This window comes from Microvirga sp. jy35 (genome assembly GCF_056148915.1).
Window position 1 is genome coordinate 1 of sequence record NZ_JBWBEW010000040.1, and the last position, 20,326, is coordinate 20,326.

Here is a 20,326-nt window from a genome sequence, read left to right on the forward strand (position 1 = left end):
TCACCTGGACGGCTGATCCGGATGAAATCATCGCCGCCGTCAGGCGTGGGCACCAAGCGTTAGATTCGATCCACTAGTTTCTCAATAGGGGGTATCGAAATCGCGATAGTCCAATCAATTGATTTACCCACGACAATAAGCAGGCATGCTCCCAAAGATACTAGGAAAAGCCAAGCCCACAGACGAACTTGCCTGACCAATGCTTTTTGATAGAGACGGATGCGGCGTACGGAGAGCCCCGCTGGTCGTAGCATGGTCGCGTTCAGAACCATGGCCGGAAGCACCGCGGCCATCATCAGCCCGAAAAGAGCCATAAGCTCTTGAGTCACCTTATCAAAGAAGGCGTCCTTCAGAAGCCACGCGCCCATGCCACCGGCGATCAAAGTTATCACCAGCCGCAACAGCCTCCATGGCATCCCGAACTTGATCATGCGTCAATATAGCATAGGGGCTGATACTCGTCGGCGGCACCGCCCCAAACAACCTGACGCACAGCTCCTCAATCCGAAGCACGTTGACGTAATCAACAGCGTCGTCATTGATCGTCAAAGTGCGTGCGGCGCGCTGGGCGTTTATCACTTCGACTTGAGCCTACCAGTTTGCCTTGGTTTTCCGAAGCTGCTCAGGCGTTAGGCTGAGTGTTAGGCCGCCGCGATGAGCAAGATCATGGTCGTTAGGGCACAGTACGACCAAGTTATCGTAGCTGTTATCCTGGCTCTTCTCATATTCCTCAATGTGGTGGAGAATATAGGAAAGGCCTTTCTGCCCCTTACATATGCTGCAGACAAAATTGCTCGACTCGAGCAGTAGTTGGGCAACATCTTTATCTATCGCTGCACGTTGAACGCAGTGGCGGAGTTCCTTCGCTTCTTTGACAGTCATGCCGAACTTGGAGATCATATCCTGCTGGCTCAGGCTTCGGACCTTAGACACAGTCAGCCCAGCCCCTGTAGCTCTGTCTGCCAAATCGGAGGCGACGCCATATTGGATGAAACGTTCCTCAGTTTTTGACATGCGCCCCTCTTAGCCGTCGGCTTAGTGTATCAATGTATATTGCTTCAGTGGTCAGCTTATTCGTGGGGCTAAGTTGAGCTTGGGTATCGCCGGGCAGGATGAGATGGCCGAAGGAGGCTTTAAGGTGACACGGAATCGTTAAAAGGGAACCCATGCCTTCATTCGCGTATAAGAGACGAATTGATCAGGAGATTGGAGGTCTCGAGCGAGGTCATGAGGCAAGGGGTTGGTCCTAATGTCCGAACTCCTACACTGAATCCACTAACAGTGCGCGCACACTCACTTCACTCGCACCTCGACGCGGCTACACATTAGTGCTACACAGGATGTCAGCGAATGCGACCTAAGTAACTGGAACTGCGTCTATTTTGTTGCCAGGGTGACAATCCTCCGCTGGGCACCTTTTGGATTCCTTGCGCGGGATCCTGCCTCTTTGGCGATGCCCATGCAAGGATAGGTTTTCGTATCACCAGAATACGATTGCTCGATGCAATGCGCGAACCAGAAGCCCGCATGTCGTACCCAATACGGACAAGGTAAAGATGGCGGCGAACATCATGGTGACGTCGAGCTGGCCCGAAAGGGATTTGATGACATATCCCAAGCCGCTCGTTGCCGCGATGAATTCTCCGACCACGCATCCTGTGAGGCTCAAGACAACCGCGATCTGCAATCCCGTGAAGATGAAGTGCGCAGCCGACGGCAGCTTGACATCACGCAGAGCCAACCAGCGGCCGGCCCCAGCTGCCTTGTATAGATCGAGAAGCTCCGGCTTCGAGGCATGCATTCCCGAAAAGGTGTTCACGAAAGTCGGAAAGAAGCACACGATCGCTGCCAGAAACACCTTCGACTCGGTGCCGATCCCAAGCCAGACGATCAGCAGCGGCGCAATGGCCACAACAGGCATGGCTTGAAGAGCCACGACCACAGGGAAAATGAACCGCGCTCCAATCCTGAACTCTCCGAGCACGATGCCCAACCCGATTCCCGCGCAGCACCCGAGAAAGAACCCCATGACAGCAGCCCTCAGGGTTGTCAGGATGTGCACATGGAGCGTTCCGCCGATCAGCCCGGTGTAGAGCGCACTGCCCACGTCCGCAGGCGCGGGAAGGATGGTCGGATCCACGGAGAAAAGGATGACGGAATAATGCCAAACGGCGAGAAGGAGGACGAGAGCCGCGAGGGGCGCCAGAAGCCTTTTCATAGGGCGCTCCTTTGAGCCAGACTGACGGTGTTGGTGGCGGGCCGATGCCAGAACACGATTTTCCCCTGAGCTGCGCGCACGAGCGCGCTGCTAATCAGGCCCAAGATGCCCAGCGCGAACATGGCGGCGATTGAGGTGGCCGTATCCAGGGTATTGGATGAGTTCACTATCAGGAAGCCCGTTCCCTGAGTGGCGTTGATGAATTCCATTACCACGCAGCCCACGAGAGCGAAGGAGGCCGATATTTCAAGCCCGACGAAGAGTTGGGGAGCGGCCGACGGAATGCGCAAATGCAGCAGCGTATGAAGCCTCCCGGCTTTTGCCACGCGGAACAAGTTGATCAGATTCGGATCGACACTCTTCAATCCGGCGAAGGCGGATGTGAAAAGCGGGAAGAAGCAGATCAGCGCAACCAGGGCGATTTGGCTCTGCATGCCGAAGCCTGCCCAGACGAAGACCAGAGGAGCAATCGAAACCTTCGGAATGGACTGGAAGCAGAGGACGAGGGGATAAAGCGCATTCTCTAGGACCCGGAACTCCGTCAGGATGATCGCCAGGCTGAGAGCAATGGCGACGCCGATGCAGTACCCGATGGAGGAGGCCAGCAACGTGGCCCCGATGTGAGGCAGCATGTCCCCGCCAGCGATGCCCGACCAAAGCCGCAGGATAACACGATCGGGGGACGGGATGAGATGTGACGGCGGTTGGAAGATGGCGACCGCTGCATACCAGGCAAGGAAAAGCACGGCGACCGTGAGCAATGGGGCTGCAAGAGACGCGAGCCTGTCGGTGACTTTCAGCATGTGCTTTTCTCACCAAAGACGTGCCGCAGATGTCCGAGGAGATCATTGAAGTCTTTGCGCGTCATGGTCTCGACGGTGCGTGGGCGCTCGAGGGGGACAACCAGCTCATCCACGACGCGCCCCGGCCTTCCTCCCATGATCAGCACACGATCGGCCAGGAACACGGCTTCCTGGATGGAGTGCGTGATGAAAAGCACGGACTTTTGCGTCGAAGCCCAGATGCGCTGCAACTCGATCATCATATGCTCCCGCGTCATGGCGTCGAGAGCCGCGAACGGCTCGTCCATGAGCAGAAGGGCAGGATCGTGAATCAGGCCACGTGCAACGGCCACGCGCTGCTGCATGCCGCCGGAAAGTTCTGACGGATAATGGTTGGCGAAGGCTTCGAGTCCGACGAGCTTGAGCAGTTTGAGCGCTTTGTCGTGGTAATCCTTGACAGGCAGCCCCATGGCGCGAACGGGCACAAGGACGTTGTTCAAAACCGTCTTCCAGGGCAGAAGCGTGGCCTGCTGAAAAACAATGCCGACATCCGACCGGGGTGAGGTGACCGGCTTGCCCTTGAGGTGAATCTCACCCTCCGTCGCGGACAGGAGACCCGAGACGAGTTTCAGCAAGGTGGACTTGCCGCATCCTGAAGGGCCGAGAACGGCCACGAACTCTCCGGGTTTCACGTCGAGCGAGAGATTGTCGAGGGCCTTGAGAGGCCCTCGGCTGGTTCCATAGGTGAGCGAAACATCGCGGATCGAGAGGCCGGCTTCGTGCACCGAAGCCGGCTCGGCGGCATTCATGACGGGCCGGAGCTTGGAATGTGCCATCCGGTTCATTTCGTTGTTGCCTTCCTCAGAACGTCGGCCCGATCCCAGCGGTTAGCCCCTTCGATGAACTGACGTGTGACGAAGAGATCCGGATTCAGATCACCCCGGCTCAACTGGCCGCTCTGGTGCATCACTTCGATGAGGTTCTTGACAGAGGCCGGATCGTAGTCGCCGAAACGACCTTCCTTGGCCGCGCCGAAGACGATGTCCATGTCGAGCTTGGTGAGCTGGACATTGTTGGAGATGTATTCGGCTTCTTTATCGGCCGTGGGCTTCGCCGCCGGGTCGTAGTCCCAGAAGGCACGTACGCAGGCTTCTAGGTTGGCCTTGCAGGCAAAGTTCGACTTTGCCATCACGCGCGCCATTTTTTCGACCAGCTGCGGATTCTGCGCAATGGTGTCGTCGTGAGCGATCAGGCCGTTCGAGAACAGGGCCTTGTACTTCTCCGGAATGGGCAGGCGCTTGATCTTCGTTCCGGCCAGCGCCATCGACTCATGCTGATGGGCGAAGAGGCTCAAGGAGTCGGCCTGGCCTGAACTCAACTGCCTCCAGGCTGCCGGTCCGAGGCCGACAGGCATGACCGTCACATCCTTCATCCATTCGACGCCCGAGTCCTTCATGATCGATTTCAGGATCGGGATGTTGCCCCACGTCAGGGCGCCGACGCCGAGCTTCTTGCCTTTCAGGTCCGCGATGGAATTGACCGGGGTGTCCGCGCGAACGACGAACTCGAAGGGCGAGATCGTATAGGCATTGTAGAAGAGCTTGACGGGAAAGCGCTCGTTCTTATCCAAGGCCACCAGCAGCAGATCGGGATTGGGCAGGCCGAAGGTGATGGTCTTGTTGGCGACCTGGGGCACCAGAATCGCCGTCCCCTGAACCGCAACGAATTCGGGATCCAGCTGTTCCTCTGCGAAGAACCCGAGTTTCTTGCCGTAGATGAGGGCAGATGTGTAGGGCTGCCAAGGATTGGGAGCGCCGATCTTGATCTTCTCGGCGGCCGAAGCCGATCCTGCGCCGATGAAACAGGCCAATGTGGCGACAAGCGCATTCTTGAGAGTCTTCATGTGTTCCTTTCCCTTCTGGTTTGCCGCACTCTCGAGGCTTGAGCGTTTCAGCGAAAGTGTTTCACACACTTCCTTCTTGTTCATGCCCCAGGAAAACGGGGCCGTTGCCGTACAGCCGAGTGCCGGGCTGCAAGCGTTTGTAATTCAACTTGGCGGGATTCATCGTGACCGCAGCCGGAGCCGCGAACTCGATGATGTTCTCGGTGATGGGAGCAAAATCAGCACGGTAGTGGTTCGTGCTTTTCACAACCACGATGCGGTGCTCTTCCGGATTCACTCCGACGGCGCGGAAGCTCTCCCGCTCCACATACCAAGTGCGCAGCGAGGTCACGACAACACGCACCCCACGGCACCGGAGCTGAGCCATCTTGCCAAGGCTCATTTTAGTTCCGCCGAGCATGGGGCCATGCAGGTCGAAGGGGCCGTCATGCAGGCGTTCGACGATAAAGGACTGTCTCAAAGGCTGATGCCCGGGCATCCCCTTGCCGCCAAGGTCGAGAACAATCTCGGCTCCCTCTCCGGCTGCATGGGCGAGTCCGGCGGCGTCCGGATCGTAGAGCAATCCTACGACGGCATCGGGGGCATTGGCGTGCAAGAGCGCGTCGACGATCCAGATCGTGTCCGAGGTTGCTCCGCCGCCTGCATTGTCCTGCACGTCCGCCATCACGATCGGTTTGCCTGACGACAGGGAGAGCGCCTTCTTCACCGCGCCGTCAGCATCGGGCAGGTTGACGGAGAAGTGCGCTTCCGTTGCCAGGATCTCTGTTTCCAAGCGGGAAATCGCCTGTTCGAGGCGCTCCTGATCCGGGCCGTAGCCATAAATGCAGGGCCTGCACTGGGGCACATCGGCCAGGGGAAAGCCTGTCATGAAGGACAGGCAGGTGCCTTCTCCGGCGTCCTTCTCCAAACTTTCCAAGGAGGCATAGAGGGAACGGCAGGGCTCCTCCATAGTGGTCTGCAGATATATCGGCATGAGAAACGGAATGGATCGGAATGTCTTTGCATGGCGCGAACCACCCGCAAGCAGGGGAGCGAGCAGCCGGTAAGCCCGCGCGCCCGTCTCCGGCATGTCAACGTGCGGATAGGTGCGATAGGCCGCTATGCCGTCCGCGATCTGGATCATTTCCGCCGTGACGTTGCCGTGGGAGTCCAATGAGACGACGAGCGGCACATTCGGGCCGATCATGGCTCGCACGCGTCTCAGAACCTCCGCGTCCGCATCCTCCACATGTTCGGCAACCATAGCGCCATGCAGTTCCAGAAAGACGGCGTCGGGACGCTCAACCTTGCTCAAAGCGTCGAGCATCTGGGACATGATGCGCTCGAAGCATTCGTGCTCAAGACGGCTTGCGGGAGGCGCGAAGGCATGGATGAGGGGCAAGAGTTCATGCCCATCCCGGCGTGCCGCTTCTGCGAAACCATGAAGGCTGAATTTGCTCGGGGTCTTCGTGAAGATGTCTTGCCCGACGGGAATACCGCCGCCCGTCCAGTCGCCAAAGTCGCCGTACTTGGTTGGGAAGGGAGCAAAGGTGTTCGTCTCGTGGGCGAAGCCGGCAACCGCGATGCGCATGGAAGCACTCCAGATTGACATTTACAAAAGCTCCCATAAGCTGATTTAACATGTCAAGAGGCGATTAAGATGAATGAAAACATTTTAGAGGGCCTTCCTGAGCCCCAGGAGAAGTTGACGGAGCAAGCGTTTCGCAGCATTCACCTGGGAATATTGTCTGGGAAGCTGAAGCCAGGCGCTCCCGTCACCGAACTGGATTTGATGGAGCAGTTTGAACTGACGCGCGCTCCCGTCAGACATGCGATGGCGCGGCTTGGCCACGAGGGTTGGCTCGTAGCACAATCAAAGCGCCGTTATATCATCAAGCCCATCACATTGCGTGACGTTCGCGAGGTCTATGACCTGCGCAAACTTCTCGAACCGGAGGCTGCGCAACGTGCAGCCGGCCGCGTCAACGAGAAGCAACTTGCGCAGTTCGAGGAGATCATGGGCCAGAGCTACGATCCTGCGGATCCGGAGAGCGAGGCCAAGTTCTTCGCCGCTAATGCCGCCCTGCACTGCAGTATCGCCGAAGCCGCAGGTAATCAGCGGATCACGCAGATCATCAAGAAGCTTCATGATGAGAGCGAGCGCATCCTTCGCGTTGGCATGCGCTACGTCAATTGGAGTCACAACTGGCAGCATGGGCACGAGGAGCTAATCTCGGCACTGGTGTCGGGTCAGGGCGAGTTGGCCGCGCAGATAGCCCTTAGGCAGATCAATCAATCCGAGCGGATCGTCATGGATGCCCTGACGGAGCTTCTGGATGAAATCAGCTTCGGTCTTGGACCGGATGTAAGGAACACCAGAGTATGACCAGCACCTACGATCTGACGGCCAAGTTCAAGCATGTTTCCTTGCTCAACGAAGTCTCCCCTCTCGTGGAGCACAAGAGACTCGGTGAGCGCCTCGGCGGCATCCGGCTCTTCATCAAGAGGGACGATATCGCCACCATCGGGGCCGGCGGCAATAAGCTGAGAAAACTTGAGTTCGCCGTTGGTAAGGCGCAGGCAGAGGGCGCAGATACCCTGGTGACTTTCGGAGCGCTGCAATCGAATCACGCTCGGCTAACCGCTGCCGTTGCGGCCAAGCTCGAGATGCGGTGCGAACTCGTCCTCTCCAAGCGCGTGCCCCGCAGCGGGGCGCTGTACGAGAGCAACGGCAATCTCCTGCTCACCAAGTTGTTCGGCGCGAACATCCACATTCTCTCTTCTGAGGCCGATCCTCTCGAGTGGTGCGCGCAACACTTGGAAGTCCTGCGCCGGCAGGGCCGGAAGCCCTACGTGATTCCCTTCGGCGGCTCGGATTGCCTCGGGGCGCTCGGCATGGCGCATTGCGCCTTCGAGTTCTTGGATCAACTGAAAAAACAGAACGCAAAGCCTGACCACGTGGTCGTCGCCAGCGGCAGCGGCGGCACCCAGGCGGGGCTGCTCGCAGGTCTTCATGCTGCCGGTTCCGATGCCCGGGTTCATGGTATCAGCGTCCTGCATCCCGCCGAGAAGCTGTGCGACATCGTCTCCGCTATTGCCTTAGAGGCTTGCGCGGCCATGGGAGACAAGCCCTTCGACGCCTCCACAGTGCAGGTGGACGACCACTACGTAGGCGCCGGATACGGCATCCCCTACGACCGGGTTCTCGATACGATCCGCATGCTAGCCGGAACGGAAGGCGTGCTCCTCGATCCGGTTTACACCGGAAAGGCATTTACCGGACTTCGGGGACTGGCCGAGCAGGGAGCGTTCGCGCCGGGCGAAACGGTGGTTTTCGTCCACAGCGGAGGTCTGCCCGGCCTCTTCGCCTATTCGGACGAGTTCACGGCCGCAGGCATGGGCATGAACTCCGGTCTCACGGAAAGCAGGGCTTATGCGTAGCGACAACGAGGCCCGGATCAGAAGTCTCAAGGACGCGCTTTATGAGTGGGCGCTCGGAGACGAGCGCTTGAGCGCCGATGTGCGAAGCGGATGGTTCGACGCCGAGGTCGATGAGGACGCTGCTGCCATCGACAGCCAGCAGGGCAAGTTCAAGGTCGATGAGGCATCCATCGGCATCGTCGAACATGCCGCGTTCACGGTTGCGCTCTACAAGGCTCTGCGCAAGCGGAACCTGGACACGCAGGAAGCAATTTCCGCCCTTGTCGCGGCGATGTCCAAATGGGTGCTGGAGAACGCGGAGGCCTATTCCTTCGCCCGCCTCGGCGTGAGCCGGGCGGAACCCGAGCAGGCTTTCACGAGCATCCGCGAAAACTTCAAGAAGCGTGGCGAGGAGCGGTTCGGCTCGCACTTCGCCTATGAGCAGGAAGTCAGTGACGAGAAGCGCTCCTTCGTGAACATCACACGCTGCCTATATAACGATCTGCTCCGGTCGATCGGATACCCCGAGGTCATCCCGGTGTTTTGCGCCATGGACACGATTTGGGCGGCGGACGTCACGCACCCTCGTTACGGTGTCAGCTTCGATCGACCGACGACGCTCGCCATGAACGCGGACAAGTGCCGGTTCCAGTTCTCTAAGGCGGACGAATCCACGAAATAAAGCGGAAAGGCATGGGACACTGGAGCCTTTCCCTGTCGATTTAATACATTTTGCATCTTTTGACGACATGCGACGAGGAGCGAGCATATGAGCCTTCCCTCACCGAATCTATCGCGAGCGCAGGGCCATTCCGGAGGGATCCCGGATCAGGTGCGCGCCGGCGAGCCCACAGTGTGGTTCAATCCCCTTCTGCTCCCGGCATCGCAGGCCTTCAAGAAGGTCGAACTTCAGGTGTCGGAGGTCCAGGAGGCTGCCGACCGCTGGCGCCGCTTCGCTCCGTTACTGGCCCGCCTCTTTCCGGATGCCCGCGAGACCGAGGGACGCATCGACTCACCGCTGCTGCCCTTATCTTCCGAATTGTCCGTGCGCGTCACCGGCGGCCTGTCGAAAACCGTTCTTGTGAAGGCCGACCATGCTCTGCCCCTGACCGGCACCATCAAGGCGCGTGGCGGCGTCTATGAAGTTCTCGTCTATGCGGAAAAGCTAGCGCTCCGGGAGGACATTATCGGCAATGAAGTCGGCTACGAGGTTCTGGCGGACGAGATGGCCAGGTTCCTCTTCGCCCGGCATACGCTTCTGGTCGGCAGCACGGGCAATCTCGGCTTCAGCGTTGGCGTGATCGGTCGGGCCCTCGGCTTCAATGTCGAGGTTCACATGTCGAGTGATGCGAAGGAATGGAAGAAGGCGCGCCTGCGCAGTATCGGTGCCCAGGTGGTCGAGCACATGGCCGATTATTCGTTTGCTGTTGCTGGAGCACGCGACTCGGCCTCAAAGCGAGGCTTCTGCCATTTCATTGATGATGAGGATTCACGCCTACTGTTCTTCGGCTACTCCGCCGCCGCCCTGGACCTTACCGCCCAGATCAAGAATGCTGGCATCGACGTTTCCGAGCAGAGCCCGCTCGCAGTTTTCCTTCCCTGCGGGGTGGGAGGCGCTCCCGGTGGAGTGGCGTTCGGGCTGAAATCGATCTTCGGCGACGCCGTTCAGTGCATTTTCGTCGAGCCCGTCGCTTCGCCCTGCATGCTCGTGCAGCTCGCCGCAGGCATCGAGCGCCCGGTCAGCGTCTACGAGTTCGGCCTGGACAATAGGACGGCTGCCGACGGCCTTGCCGTTCCTCAAGCTTCCATGCTGGTTGCCAGAGCCATGCAACCTCTTGTCGATGCGGTCGTAACCGTCTCCGACGACAGCCTGTTCTCCTGGGCTGGAGTCCTGTTCGAAGAGGGGGGAATGAAGCTGGAGCCTTCCGCCGCCTCGGGATTTGCATCCGTCGCCTCCTATCTCAAAGGGCTGAAGATGCAGGGAGCCCAGCTTCCTTCCACCTGCATTGCCTGGACGACAGGCGGCTCTCTGCTTCCAGCGGAAGAATTCGAAAAAGTCCTGGCACATACGAGGACTTAAGAGCGGCGCGTGGTGCAATCGACCCAATGGAACATCCGATGAGCACTCGTGCCTTAGGTCATAGGCAGGATGGCTTCGCGCTGTCTGCACTGATCTCGGTCTTTGCCCTGAGTCAAGCCTTTCGCACCATCCCGGCGATCATCGTTCGGGATCTCGAGCAGGCGTTCCAGGTGACCCCGGAGCAGATCGGGACCTTTGCCGGTATCTTCCACCTTGCATTCGCATTGATGCAGATCCCCGTGGGAATAGGTCTTGACCGCTATGGTCCTCGTGCCGTCGTGCTCTCCTTTACCACCGTTGCCATCGCCGGCGCGGGCCTGTGCGCGCTCGCTCCTTCCTTTCCCGTGCTCCTGCTGGGTCAGGCCCTCATCGGGATCGGCTGCTCGCCGGCACTCATGGCTTCCCTAGTCTATGTGTCCCGTGAATACCCGCCGGAGAGATTTGGCCCATTGTCGGGTTTCATCGCGGCTGTCGGCGGCTTGGGGATGCTGTTGACGACAACGCCGCTGGCCTGGTGCATCGAGCATACGTCATGGCGCATTGCATTCGGAATCCTTGGTCTCCTGTCCGCACTCAGCCTAGTGGCATGCCTGTCTTACGTACGCGAGAGCACGAACACGGCAGATTGCACCGAATCCGTCGTGCAAGCCGTCAAAGGAATGAAAGCGCTACTGCGACTCGACACGGCAGGAATTTTCGCGCTGGGATTCGTCACCTACGCAGCCGTCATCGCAATCCGTGGGCTCTGGATCGTACCGATCTTCGTCAGTTGGCATACCTTCTCACTAACAGAGGCAGGCTACATCGCCTTTGCAATGACGATAGCCATGATCATCGGACCCGCTCTCGCCGGTCCACTTGATCCTGGTTCGGCATCGCGACGAAAGGCGATCGTTGCCGTCTCGTTGGGGCTAACCCTTGCCCTTGTGCTGATGGCATCCGGCGTGGGATTTGATGCAACCGGCAACGCCACAATGACGGTGATCATCGGCCTGCTTTCGTCCGTGACGGTTCTGCAATACGCCTATGTGAAGTCAATTTACCCTAAGGCTCTGATCGGACGAGCGCTCGCAACCTTCAACATGTCGGTTTTCCTGGGCATTGCAGCCGTTCAAGGAGCTTCGGGCGCAGTGGCGGCCTGGGCGATTTCATCCGGCCGAGAGCAGTTTTCCGCTGTGCTGTGGTTCATCGCCGTGAGCATGGCGGTTGGTCTTCTTCTCTTCTCAGTTCTTCCACGTCCCGTAGAGAGAAGTTAGCCATTTCCAAATGGATATCGATCAACGCGGCTTTGCACGTCGAAGGTATCCAAGCTTCGTTCAACAAATAGAAGATCCCATGAACTCTCAAGCAACTTCCGCGCGTGGCCTTCCTATCTGGCAAATCTCTCTTGGGCAGGACACTTTCTCCTACATTGATGCCGGAGCCGGTTCTCCCATCGTCTTCCTGCATGGCGCCCTCGGAGACCTGAGAACGTGGCGGCGGCAATGTACTGCGCTATCGGTCCGCTACCGGTGCGGCCTATACGCAAAGATATTTTGGCGCCTCGCCCTGGCGCGCCGACGGACCAGCCTTTGGAATGGGCACGTATGCTGACGACCTCATGACGTTCTGCGAAGCTCTTGGCGCCGGACCGGTAGCTCTCGTCGCTTGGTCCTATGCCGGACATGTTGCGCTTCAGGCAGCATCGAAGCGCCCCGATCTCTTCAGCCGCGTCTTTATTTATGAACCAGGCGTGCCGAGTTATGTTGCCGATGGTGAGGCCCTCGCCGCCTTCGGTCGTGATGCGCAGGCCATGTTCGGCCCCATTTTCCGGGCTGCTGGCAAGGGCGACATGACAGAGGCCGTACGCCTGCTGATCAACGGGTCCGGCGGCGAGGGATTCTTCGACAGACGGGCAGCCGAGTGCCGCGCAATCGAACTGGAAAATGCCCACACCATGCCACTGCTGCTGTCTCAGGCTGCACCGCCGCATTTGAGTTGCGAAGATCTGGGCAAGATCCAGGTGTCGGTTTCGATTGCCTGGGGTGAGGCTACCAGACTCGTCTTCAAGATCCGATCCCGCGCAGCCGCTCGCTGCCTCAGCAATGGCTGTCACATCGAAGTGCCCGGCGTTGGGCACCTCTGGCCCGATCAGGATCCTGAGGGCTTTTCCGAATTAGTCGAGAAGTGGCTCGACAATAGGCTGTAACTGCTACTCAGGCCGCGCCAAGCGTCACTGAGATCATTGAGACCGCGAAGCAACCGGAGCGCTGCAGGTCTTAGTGATCGATCAACGTAGGTAATGTAATATAGGACTACTCATCTGGTCGCCGCTACGATAGGCTCGACGGTGGTCCAAAAGAGTGGCATGCCAGACCAAGAATTCAGCAGAGTTTTCCTAGCCTGCCAGTTCCGGGATTTTGCGCGACGGAGGGGCCTCGCCTTACGTGCGGTTCATGATCCCCACCAAGAACTTAAGCTATTTTCTTTCAGGAGTTGGGCAGCAGTTCACAACAGCGCCGTCAATGTTACTTGACGTCGAGGTCCGCCTCACGCTCGGCTGACGCTTCCTCGGCCAGCCATTGTCTGAACAGTGTTAGGTGCCGATCCGTCGCACGGCTTCCATGGAAGAGCAGGTGATAGTTTCCGGCGCTGCGTATCCCGGGCTTGAACGGACAGATCAGGTCGCGGGCTGCTTCGTAATGTCTGAGAAGCACAGTTGGTACAATCGCGACCCCCTTACCAGAACGCGCCGCTTCCATGGCCATAAAGAAGTGTCCGAAATAAAGCGCATCCCGGTCGGGAACTAGCGAGGATCCATTCGCCCTGAGCCAGTCATGCCAGGCGTATCGGCGCGTCGTGACATGAATAAGCCGGTAACGCGCGAGGTCGTCAATCGACATAAGTGGACCATTTACATCGATCAGCTGCTGAGCGCAGACAGGGGCAAGTACATCGGGGAACAGCAAGTCCGAATGGATGCCACGCCAATCCGTGACCATGTCCATTTCTATTCTCGGGTTGTCGGAACCGAATTCCTCTCCCGGAATGCGACCGACACGGATCGCCAGATCCGCGCCTTTTGCCTGAAGGTCTACCGGCTCAATTGAGTTGATGATGCGCACCTCGGCTTTGCCTTGTGCTTCCGAGAATGCAGCTAGACGGGGCATGAGCCAGAACGACGAGATCGTTGGGAGAACGCTGATCGTTATGACCTCCCGGCGTCCCTCGCATCGCAGGCGTCCGGTTGCACTCTCAACTTCGTCGAGGGCCCTTCCTATCGAAATAAAATACTGTTCGCCCTCAGGTGTGAGCTCAACCTTGCGGATCGACCTCGTGAACAGCGCCACGCCCAGATGCTCCTCCAGAAGCCGAATCTGGCGACTGACGGCACCCTGGGTGACCAGCAATTCCTCTGCAGCCTTGGTAAACGACAAAGTCCGTGCAGCAGCCTCGAAAGCTCGCAGAGCGGATAACGGAGGAAGCTTGCGTCGCATGGTCCTGGATCCCGAGGCCATCTTATCGCAAGCCTACCTCATATTGTTCGAAGATCCAGCCCCGCCCCCTTGCTCATGCATGAGCTATTGTCATCCATGGCGCACAATTAATCATTTGTTGGTGCATCGAGAAGTCCTCTAGCTTTGATCCTATTCTAGGGACGCTCTGGCTGAGGAGAGCCGCAAGGCATCTGCAGCCAGAGCCAGACCCGACAAAGGGGAGGGCTTGTGACAACATACGTTGCGCCTGTCTTCGAGGTCCAGGGAGTTGCAAAGCACTACGGTGCAACCTGCGCTCTTCGCGATGCGTCCCTACGCCTCTTTCCCGGACGGGTTCACGCTCTTCTTGGAGAGAACGGGGCCGGCAAGAGTACGATGGTGAAGATCATTGTCGGGGCCATTCAGCACGAACAAGGCGCAACCACGATTGATGGCTCTGCTGTACGCTTCCGCTCAGTCCAGGAGGCTATCACAGCTGGAATCATTCCGATCTACCAGCACCTGAGCCTATTTCCCCATCTCAGCATCATCGAAAATCTTTCGGCCTTCTCGTATGGCAGCACGAGAAGCCTTTCGGCGAAGTCCGCCACCATCAGCCGCCAAGAAGCAGAGACCTGGCTCAAAGCCGTCGGGCTCGATCTGGATCCCGAGACGCCTGTTGAAGCTCTCTCACTCGGCGAACGGCAGCTTGTGGAGATTGCCCGCGGCCTTGGGCAGAAGTGCAAGGTCCTGGTGCTTGATGAGCCGACCGCTGCACTGACCCAAGAGGAGGCTGAGCGCCTCTTTGGCGTCGTCCGCACTCTGTGCTCCCAACAAACTGCCGTTCTGTTCATTAGCCACAAATTCGATGAGATCGATGCTCTCGCCGACGATGTTACAGTGTTGCGGGACGGTCGGACGGTTATCGATGGGGAGCCACGCGCAAGTCTGACCCGCACAGACCTCGTTCGCGCGATGCTCGGAGAGGCCGTTGATATCGCGATCCGAGATCTGCCGCCCCCTGGAGACGTCACGGTCCGCGCGAGCAAGCTTCAACTTCACGCGAACTCATCCCCATTTGACGTTGCGGTTCGCGCCGGTGAAATCGTTGGACTTGCCGGCCTGGTTGGCTCGGGGGTACTTGAACTAGCATCGGCTCTGGCTGGCGCTCGCTCTGCCGTCTCAGGCACGTTGAAGGTCGGCGAGCGGGCCATCCCTCTGGGTGATCGTGGAAGAGCCGTTGCTGCTGGCATTGGCTATGTTCCCAGCGACCGCCATGCGGAAGGACTGTTTCCGATGTTGACGGCGCTGCAAAACGCCTCTGCATCCATAATCAAAAGCTTCTCAACCCACGGCATTCTTCACCGAGAGGTAGAGAGTGAGAGCATCTTGCCATGGCTGCAACGTCTTAAGCTGCATCCCTTTCAACCAGATCTGCAGGCTGCAAATTTCAGTGGCGGCAACCAGCAAAAGCTCCTCATATCGCGCAGCTTATCTTTGCCGCAGCTCCGTGCTTTAATCGTTCTTGAGCCAACCCGCGGCGTTGATATTGCGGCCCGAGAGACGATTCATGAAGCGATCATTGAAGCCGCTCGAAACGGAGCTGCTGTTGTGCTGGCTTCAAGCGACCTCGATGAAGTGATGGCTCTCTCTCATCGTATCCTGGTCGTGCGCCATGGAAACGTTGAATGTGAACTTCCTTGGGGAGCCGGCCGAGCCGCTCTCATGCAATCCCTGGCAGGGAGGGCGGCTGCTTGACAGCTCTTACAGTTCCCATGAAGCAAAGCATGAAAAACCGGTTTATTCCTCCGACATCTGCTTGGCTCACGCTTGCCGTCTTCGTGCTCTTTGCACTTGCTGTCCCCCGTTTTGCAACCTTCGGCAATATAGAGAACGTCTTACGCATCGCCTCTATTCTCTGCATCGTGGCATGTGGCCAAGCGATTGTGCTCATCCTTGGTGGGATCGAATTTTCCTTCGGATCGTCCGTCGCACTTGCGAGCATCATGACGGTCCTGATGCTACCCGACCTCGGAGTTGCTGGAGGTTTTGCCGCGGGAGCGGGCGTCATTTTGCTCGTTGGTGCTTTGAATGGAGCGCTCGTTGCACGTTTTGATCTCCCACCCTTTCTAGTCACACTGGGTATGCTTATGGCCGTGGCCGGCTTTGCTGCAACGTTAGCCGGCGGGCTTCCGATTGACGCTCCCCTCACCGACGCCTTCACCTGGCCCGCGCGTGGTCGCGTTGGCGGTGTGCCTGTGCCGATCATCGCCGCGGTCCTGAGCCTCATTGCTCTCTATGGCCTCCTTACCCACACCCACATAGGTCGCCTCTGGTATCTCGTAGGAGCGAATTCCGAAGCTGCGAGATTGTCCGGGATCAGGGTCAGGCTTACCATTTTCGCGGGCTACATCGTCGCATCAGGATTCTGTGCGTTAGCATCCGTTATCCTGACAAGCCGTGTCGGATCAGGCCAGCCGGGCCTTGCTCCCAATCTGCCCTTCGAAACTATTGCAGCATGCGCCATCGGAGGTATCCCGCTCTCGGGAGGGCAGGGGCGTGCCTCACAGGTCCTCTGCGGCGTGCTGATCATCGCCATGATGAACAATGCAGTCGTTCTGCTGAACCTCCCTGTCGCCTACCAGCAGCTCATGATGGCAGCTGTCATTCTTGGAACAGTTGTTTTGCAAAGAGCGTCCGCTCCAATCCAAGTGATGTGGCATCTCCTCGCCAGAAGAGGCGGGTCACAATGAGAGTTCATGCCCCGTTCCTTCGCTCCGGCGGACGTTTCCTTGTGGCACCCTTATGTCTTGGGATTGGGGTCGTCGCATTTGCGACCACCGCACCCGAGTTTCTCAGCACAGGCAATCTTCAGAGCATTGTCGCCCAGATGTGGATTCTGGGGCTCTTGGCCGTCGGTCAGATGTTCGCCATCGCGTCCCGCGGCTTTGATATTTCAGTGGGTGCGACGGTTGCACTATCGAGCACCATCGCTGCGCTTGGCGCCAATTTCTTCGGCTTACCAGGTCTCTTCCTCGGTCCCTTAGCCGGTCTTGGCGTTGGAACGTTGAACGGGGTTCTCATTGGGTTCGTCGGCGTCCAGCCGATTGTTGCCACCCTGGGAATGTTGGTCGGGGTTCGCGGCCTCTCGCTGCTGCTCACGGACGACGGGCAGGTTGTGCCGCTCAATGACACAGCCACAGCCGCTCGGCTGGCATTTGATCCGGTTCTTGGATTGCCGCCGGCCTATTGGGGAGCAGTTGCCTTCGTCGGGCTCGCCGCCTGGATTCTGAACCGCCTCGCAGTGGGACGGCGCATCCTCATGCTGGGCTCGAACCCTGACGCGGTTCATTTGGTTGGCATCAGCTATGCCCGCACGCAGATCCGAGCCTACCAACTCTGCGGTTTTTATGCCGGCCTTGCCGGTGTGCTGCTGACCGTTCGGGCGGGAACCGGTCTCCCAACCGAGGGAACGGGCATGGAGTTACAATCCATTGCGGCAGCTGTAATTGGCGGAACCGCGCTGTCAGGCGGAGTCGCCCGCGTGTCCTCCGTCGTGCTCGGAGCAGCTTTCGTTCAGGTTCTCCTCACCGGCCTGAACCTTCAGGGCGTCTCGCCCTTCGTTGCCCAGATCGCGGTTGGCCTGGTGATCATTGGCTCAGGCCTCCTCGAATATGCCGTCCGGTACTTCGCCCCAGTCAACTCAAGGAGTCGAACATGAGAAAGACGACGATGACGCTTCTCGGAGGCCTCAGCCTTCTTGCCTCGATCGCGATGATGGCAAGCACAGCCGTGGCTCAAGAAAAGACGATTGGTGTAGCTGTTCCCAATCTTGCCTCGTCCTTCTGGATTTCTGCCGTGTATGGAATCGAGGACGAAGCAAAGAAATCTGGGACCAAGGTGCTCAAGCTGAACGCCGGTGGCGACGCCAATTCGAGTCAGCAGATCGCCCAGATTCAGGACCTGATGCAGCGCAAGGCCGACGCAATCATCGTCGGGGCGACGAACGGAGACGCGGTGAAAGCAGTTGTCGAGCAGGCGATTGAGCGAGGAATTTCCGTCGTTGGAATTTCGTCCCCGCCAAACACACCAAAGCTCGCCTCGACCGTCAGTGCAGATCACTACGACATGGGCAAGCTCCAGGCTCAGTGCCTTTCAAAGGCGCTCGGGAACAAAGGCAATGTCGCGATGATGGCTGGCCCGACTGGACAGGCCTGGTCAGATCAACGCGCAAAAGGATTCAAAGATACCCTCTCCAAGGAGGCGCCGGACATGAAAATAGTGGCCGAGTCTCGTCTTGCGGATAATCGCAATGCAGCACTCACGACTGCAGAAGACTGGACGCAGCGGTTTCCTGATCTGAACGGCGTTTATGCCGCAACGGATGACATGGCGGCTGGCGTGGTCTCCGCGCTGAAGTCGGCTGGAAAGCTGAAGGGCGTTAAGGTCTCAGCTTCCAACCTGAGCCCGACGGCGCAACAACTCCTCAAGGACAGTGAGCTGGTCTGTACGTCGATCCAGCAAGTCGTGGCGCAGGGCCGCGCCGCGTTGAAGCAGGCCGTGGCCGCAGCCAATAAGCAGCCTGTCGAAAAGGAAGTGGTGCTACCGGCGCTCCTGGTCACTTCGGACAACCTGTCCTCCGTCGACTTGAGCAACGTCGTTGCGCCGAGCGATTACCGTCCCTAATCTATAGCGAGGCAACAATGCTTCCTTCGCACGGTCGTTTCCCATACTCAGGAATCGTCAACCGCCCGGCCTTCACATGGCCGGGTGACAAGAGGCTGGCCGTCTATTTCGCGATCTGTGTGGAGCACTTCTCTTATGGGACTGGGCTCGGCCTGCCATATTCACCAGGCTTAATCCACCCCAACACCTACAACTGGGCGTGGCGCGAGTACGGTAATCGCGTCGGGGGCTGGCGACTCATTGAGCTTTTCGAAGAGTACCAGCTGCCGATCACCGTTCTCCTGAACACCGAATGCTATGACCATTGTCCGGAACTCGTCGCCGCACATCGCAAGCGCGGCGACGAGATCGTCGCTCATGGCCGCACGAACTCAGAACACCAGAATGGAATGTCTCCTGAGGCGGAGGCGGGCCTCATTCAAGAGGCGACAGACGCGATCAGGAAGCACGAAGAGAAGCCGCCACGCGGTTGGATGAGTCCTGGTGCCCATCCCAGCGCCAACACCGAGGATCTCCTCGCTGATGCCGGCTACGCTTATACGCTTGATTGGCCGATGGATGATCAGCCTGTCTGGATGCAGACCCGTGGAGGACCGCTTCTGAGCGTCCCCTACCCACATGAGGTGAATGACGTCCCGATGATCGTCATGCACGATGGTACTGCCCCAGCATTCGCTGACATGGCGATCGATAACTTCGACGAGTTGCTGGAACAATCAAAGCACCAGTCCCTCGTCTATGGCATCACCATTCACACGTTCATCATCGGACAGCCGTTCCGAATCAAACAGTTCCGCCGTGTCCTCGAGCACTTGGCACAACACAAGGACGAGGTCTGGTTCACAACGTCGGGGCAGATCGCCGATCACTACGCATCGCGGTTTCCACCACCTGGCAGCGATCACTAGAGGGCTTAGATCATGAGCACAGTTTCGAACGCAGCGGCACGTCCGTCGCTGCGGGTGGCAGTCGCCGGCCTAGGTGCAGTGGGCCAAAAGATTGCACAGGTTCTCGACGAAGGCTTGCCAGGTTGCAAGCTCGCGGCGGTCTCGGCCAATGATCGCAAGAGAGCCGAGGAGCGGTTGTCCCATCTCAAGCAGCGGGTGCCGGTGGTTGCCATCGAGGAGCTCGAGCCCCTCGCCGACGTCGTTGTCGAGTGTGCACCTGCGCAGCTCTTGCCCACTATAGCGGAGCCGTTTCTGAAGGCAGGCAAGACTGTGATCGTGCTAAGTGCTGGTGCGATCCTGTCTCACGAAGCCTTAGTTGAGGTGGCGCGGGAGCACGGGGGGCAGATCATCGTACCAACGGGTGCCCTAATCGGGCTCGATGCTGTTACGGCTGCGGCTGAGGGCACCATTCACTCAGTCCGGATGATCACACGAAAGCCCGTGAAAGGACTGGTTGGAGCACCCTATCTTGTTCAGAACAATATCGAGATTGAACATATCAGAGAGCCGGTCCGGGTATTCAATGGCACCCCCCGAGAAGCCGCTATTGGTTTTCCGGCCAATTTGAACGTGGCTGTCGCGCTGTCGCTCGCGGGGATCGGCCCTGATCGGACGACGCTGGAGATCTGGGCAGATCCGTCGCTTTACCGCAATACGCACCGCATCGAGGTGGACTCGGACTCAGCGAGTTTTTCGATGTCGATTGAGAATATACCGTCAGATAACCCGAAGACAGGGCGGATTACAGCCCTCTCCGTTATCGCATGCCTCCGGAAGATGAGGGCCCCTCTGCGAGTAGGCTCATAGTCAGCGCCTGAAACCCTTTCACCAGTACCGACGGCTCAATCCCGGATTG

The 20,326-nt window shown here is 58.5% G+C and carries 20 protein-coding genes; 12 read left to right on the forward strand and 8 right to left on the reverse strand.

All coding sequences use genetic code 11. The annotated features are described in order from the left end of the window. Window positions 1-59: 59 nt before the first annotated feature. The 7 genes from AC0QTX_RS22020 to AC0QTX_RS22050 form a co-directional block, all read right to left on the reverse strand. A complete protein-coding gene (locus AC0QTX_RS22020) occupies window positions 60-431 on the reverse strand; it encodes a hypothetical protein (RefSeq protein ID WP_474605964.1) in 372 nt (123 codons plus the stop codon). A 160-nt stretch (window positions 432-591) separates the two neighbouring features. Continuing rightward, window positions 592-1,014, reverse strand: a complete 423-nt coding sequence (locus tag AC0QTX_RS22025) for an HNH endonuclease (RefSeq protein WP_474605965.1) — start codon at window positions 1,012-1,014, stop codon at window positions 592-594. A gap of 466 nt (window positions 1,015-1,480) precedes the next feature. Continuing rightward, a complete protein-coding gene (locus AC0QTX_RS22030) occupies window positions 1,481-2,218 on the reverse strand; it encodes an ABC transporter permease (RefSeq protein WP_474605966.1) in 738 nt (245 codons plus the stop codon). Beyond that, entirely contained in the window at window positions 2,215-3,021 is an 807-nt protein-coding gene (locus AC0QTX_RS22035; protein WP_474605967.1) for an ABC transporter permease, read from the reverse strand. Before AC0QTX_RS22035 ends, AC0QTX_RS22030 begins: the two co-directional genes overlap by 4 nt. Continuing rightward, window positions 3,015-3,836, reverse strand: coding sequence for an ABC transporter ATP-binding protein (locus AC0QTX_RS22040; protein WP_474605968.1), 822 nt, complete (start codon window positions 3,834-3,836; stop codon window positions 3,015-3,017). The genes AC0QTX_RS22035 and AC0QTX_RS22040 overlap by 7 nt, the downstream gene beginning before the upstream one ends. 5 nt (window positions 3,837-3,841) lie before the next feature. Continuing rightward, entirely contained in the window at window positions 3,842-4,903 is a 1,062-nt protein-coding gene (locus tag AC0QTX_RS22045; RefSeq protein ID WP_474605969.1) for an ABC transporter substrate-binding protein, read from the reverse strand. Window positions 4,904-4,964: 61 nt separating this feature from the next. Then, on the reverse strand, window positions 4,965-6,473 hold the full coding sequence (locus AC0QTX_RS22050; RefSeq protein ID WP_474605970.1) for a M81 family metallopeptidase: 1,509 nt from the start codon (window positions 6,471-6,473) through the stop codon (window positions 4,965-4,967). A 69-nt stretch (window positions 6,474-6,542) separates the two neighbouring features. Between AC0QTX_RS22050 and AC0QTX_RS22055 the strand changes: the two genes are divergently transcribed. The 6 genes from AC0QTX_RS22055 (at window position 6,543) to AC0QTX_RS22080 (ending at window position 12,570) form a co-directional block, all read left to right on the forward strand. Continuing rightward, on the forward strand, window positions 6,543-7,268 hold the full coding sequence (locus tag AC0QTX_RS22055) for a GntR family transcriptional regulator (protein ID WP_474605971.1): 726 nt from the start codon (window positions 6,543-6,545) through the stop codon (window positions 7,266-7,268). Further along, window positions 7,265-8,323 (forward strand): D-cysteine desulfhydrase family protein, encoded by a 1,059-nt coding sequence (locus AC0QTX_RS22060; protein WP_474605972.1) that lies wholly within the window; start codon window positions 7,265-7,267, stop codon window positions 8,321-8,323. The genes AC0QTX_RS22055 and AC0QTX_RS22060 overlap by 4 nt, the downstream gene beginning before the upstream one ends. After that, window positions 8,316-8,984, forward strand: coding sequence for an L-2-amino-thiazoline-4-carboxylic acid hydrolase (locus tag AC0QTX_RS22065; RefSeq protein ID WP_474605973.1), 669 nt, complete (start codon window positions 8,316-8,318; stop codon window positions 8,982-8,984). Before AC0QTX_RS22060 ends, AC0QTX_RS22065 begins: the two co-directional genes overlap by 8 nt. Window positions 8,985-9,071: 87 nt before the next feature. Then, window positions 9,072-10,382: a D-serine ammonia-lyase gene (locus AC0QTX_RS22070; RefSeq protein WP_474605974.1), complete on the forward strand. Its 1,311-nt coding sequence runs from the start codon at window positions 9,072-9,074 to the stop codon at window positions 10,380-10,382. 38 nt (window positions 10,383-10,420) lie between these two features. Next, on the forward strand, window positions 10,421-11,638 hold the full coding sequence (locus tag AC0QTX_RS22075) for an MFS transporter (protein WP_474605975.1): 1,218 nt from the start codon (window positions 10,421-10,423) through the stop codon (window positions 11,636-11,638). 320 nt (window positions 11,639-11,958) lie between these two features. Next, window positions 11,959-12,570, forward strand: a complete 612-nt coding sequence (locus AC0QTX_RS22080; RefSeq protein WP_474605976.1) for an alpha/beta fold hydrolase — start codon at window positions 11,959-11,961, stop codon at window positions 12,568-12,570. Window positions 12,571-12,889: 319 nt separating this feature from the next. On the opposite strand, the gene AC0QTX_RS22085 is transcribed toward AC0QTX_RS22080, so the two are convergent. After that, entirely contained in the window at window positions 12,890-13,858 is a 969-nt protein-coding gene (locus AC0QTX_RS22085; RefSeq protein ID WP_474605977.1) for a LysR substrate-binding domain-containing protein, read from the reverse strand. 228 nt (window positions 13,859-14,086) lie between these two features. On the opposite strand from AC0QTX_RS22085, the gene AC0QTX_RS22090 reads away from it, so the two are divergent. From AC0QTX_RS22090 to AC0QTX_RS22115, 6 genes are read left to right on the forward strand one after another with little or no spacing between them, the layout of a single operon-like run. Then, on the forward strand, window positions 14,087-15,595 hold the full coding sequence (locus AC0QTX_RS22090; protein ID WP_474605978.1) for a sugar ABC transporter ATP-binding protein: 1,509 nt from the start codon (window positions 14,087-14,089) through the stop codon (window positions 15,593-15,595). Between the two features lie 29 nt (window positions 15,596-15,624). Continuing rightward, window positions 15,625-16,590, forward strand: a complete 966-nt coding sequence (locus AC0QTX_RS22095) for an ABC transporter permease (protein WP_474605979.1) — start codon at window positions 15,625-15,627, stop codon at window positions 16,588-16,590. After that, window positions 16,587-17,558: an ABC transporter permease gene (locus tag AC0QTX_RS22100; protein WP_474605980.1), complete on the forward strand. Its 972-nt coding sequence runs from the start codon at window positions 16,587-16,589 to the stop codon at window positions 17,556-17,558. The genes AC0QTX_RS22095 and AC0QTX_RS22100 overlap by 4 nt, the downstream gene beginning before the upstream one ends. Further along, window positions 17,555-18,523, forward strand: a complete 969-nt coding sequence (locus tag AC0QTX_RS22105) for a TMAO reductase system protein TorT (protein WP_474605981.1) — start codon at window positions 17,555-17,557, stop codon at window positions 18,521-18,523. The genes AC0QTX_RS22100 and AC0QTX_RS22105 overlap by 4 nt, the downstream gene beginning before the upstream one ends. A gap of 17 nt (window positions 18,524-18,540) precedes the next feature. After that, window positions 18,541-19,431 (forward strand): polysaccharide deacetylase family protein, encoded by an 891-nt coding sequence (locus tag AC0QTX_RS22110; RefSeq protein WP_474605982.1) that lies wholly within the window; start codon window positions 18,541-18,543, stop codon window positions 19,429-19,431. Between the two features lie 12 nt (window positions 19,432-19,443). Then, window positions 19,444-20,277: an aspartate dehydrogenase gene (locus AC0QTX_RS22115; RefSeq protein ID WP_474605983.1), complete on the forward strand. Its 834-nt coding sequence runs from the start codon at window positions 19,444-19,446 to the stop codon at window positions 20,275-20,277. Window positions 20,278-20,326 lie beyond the last annotated feature (49 nt).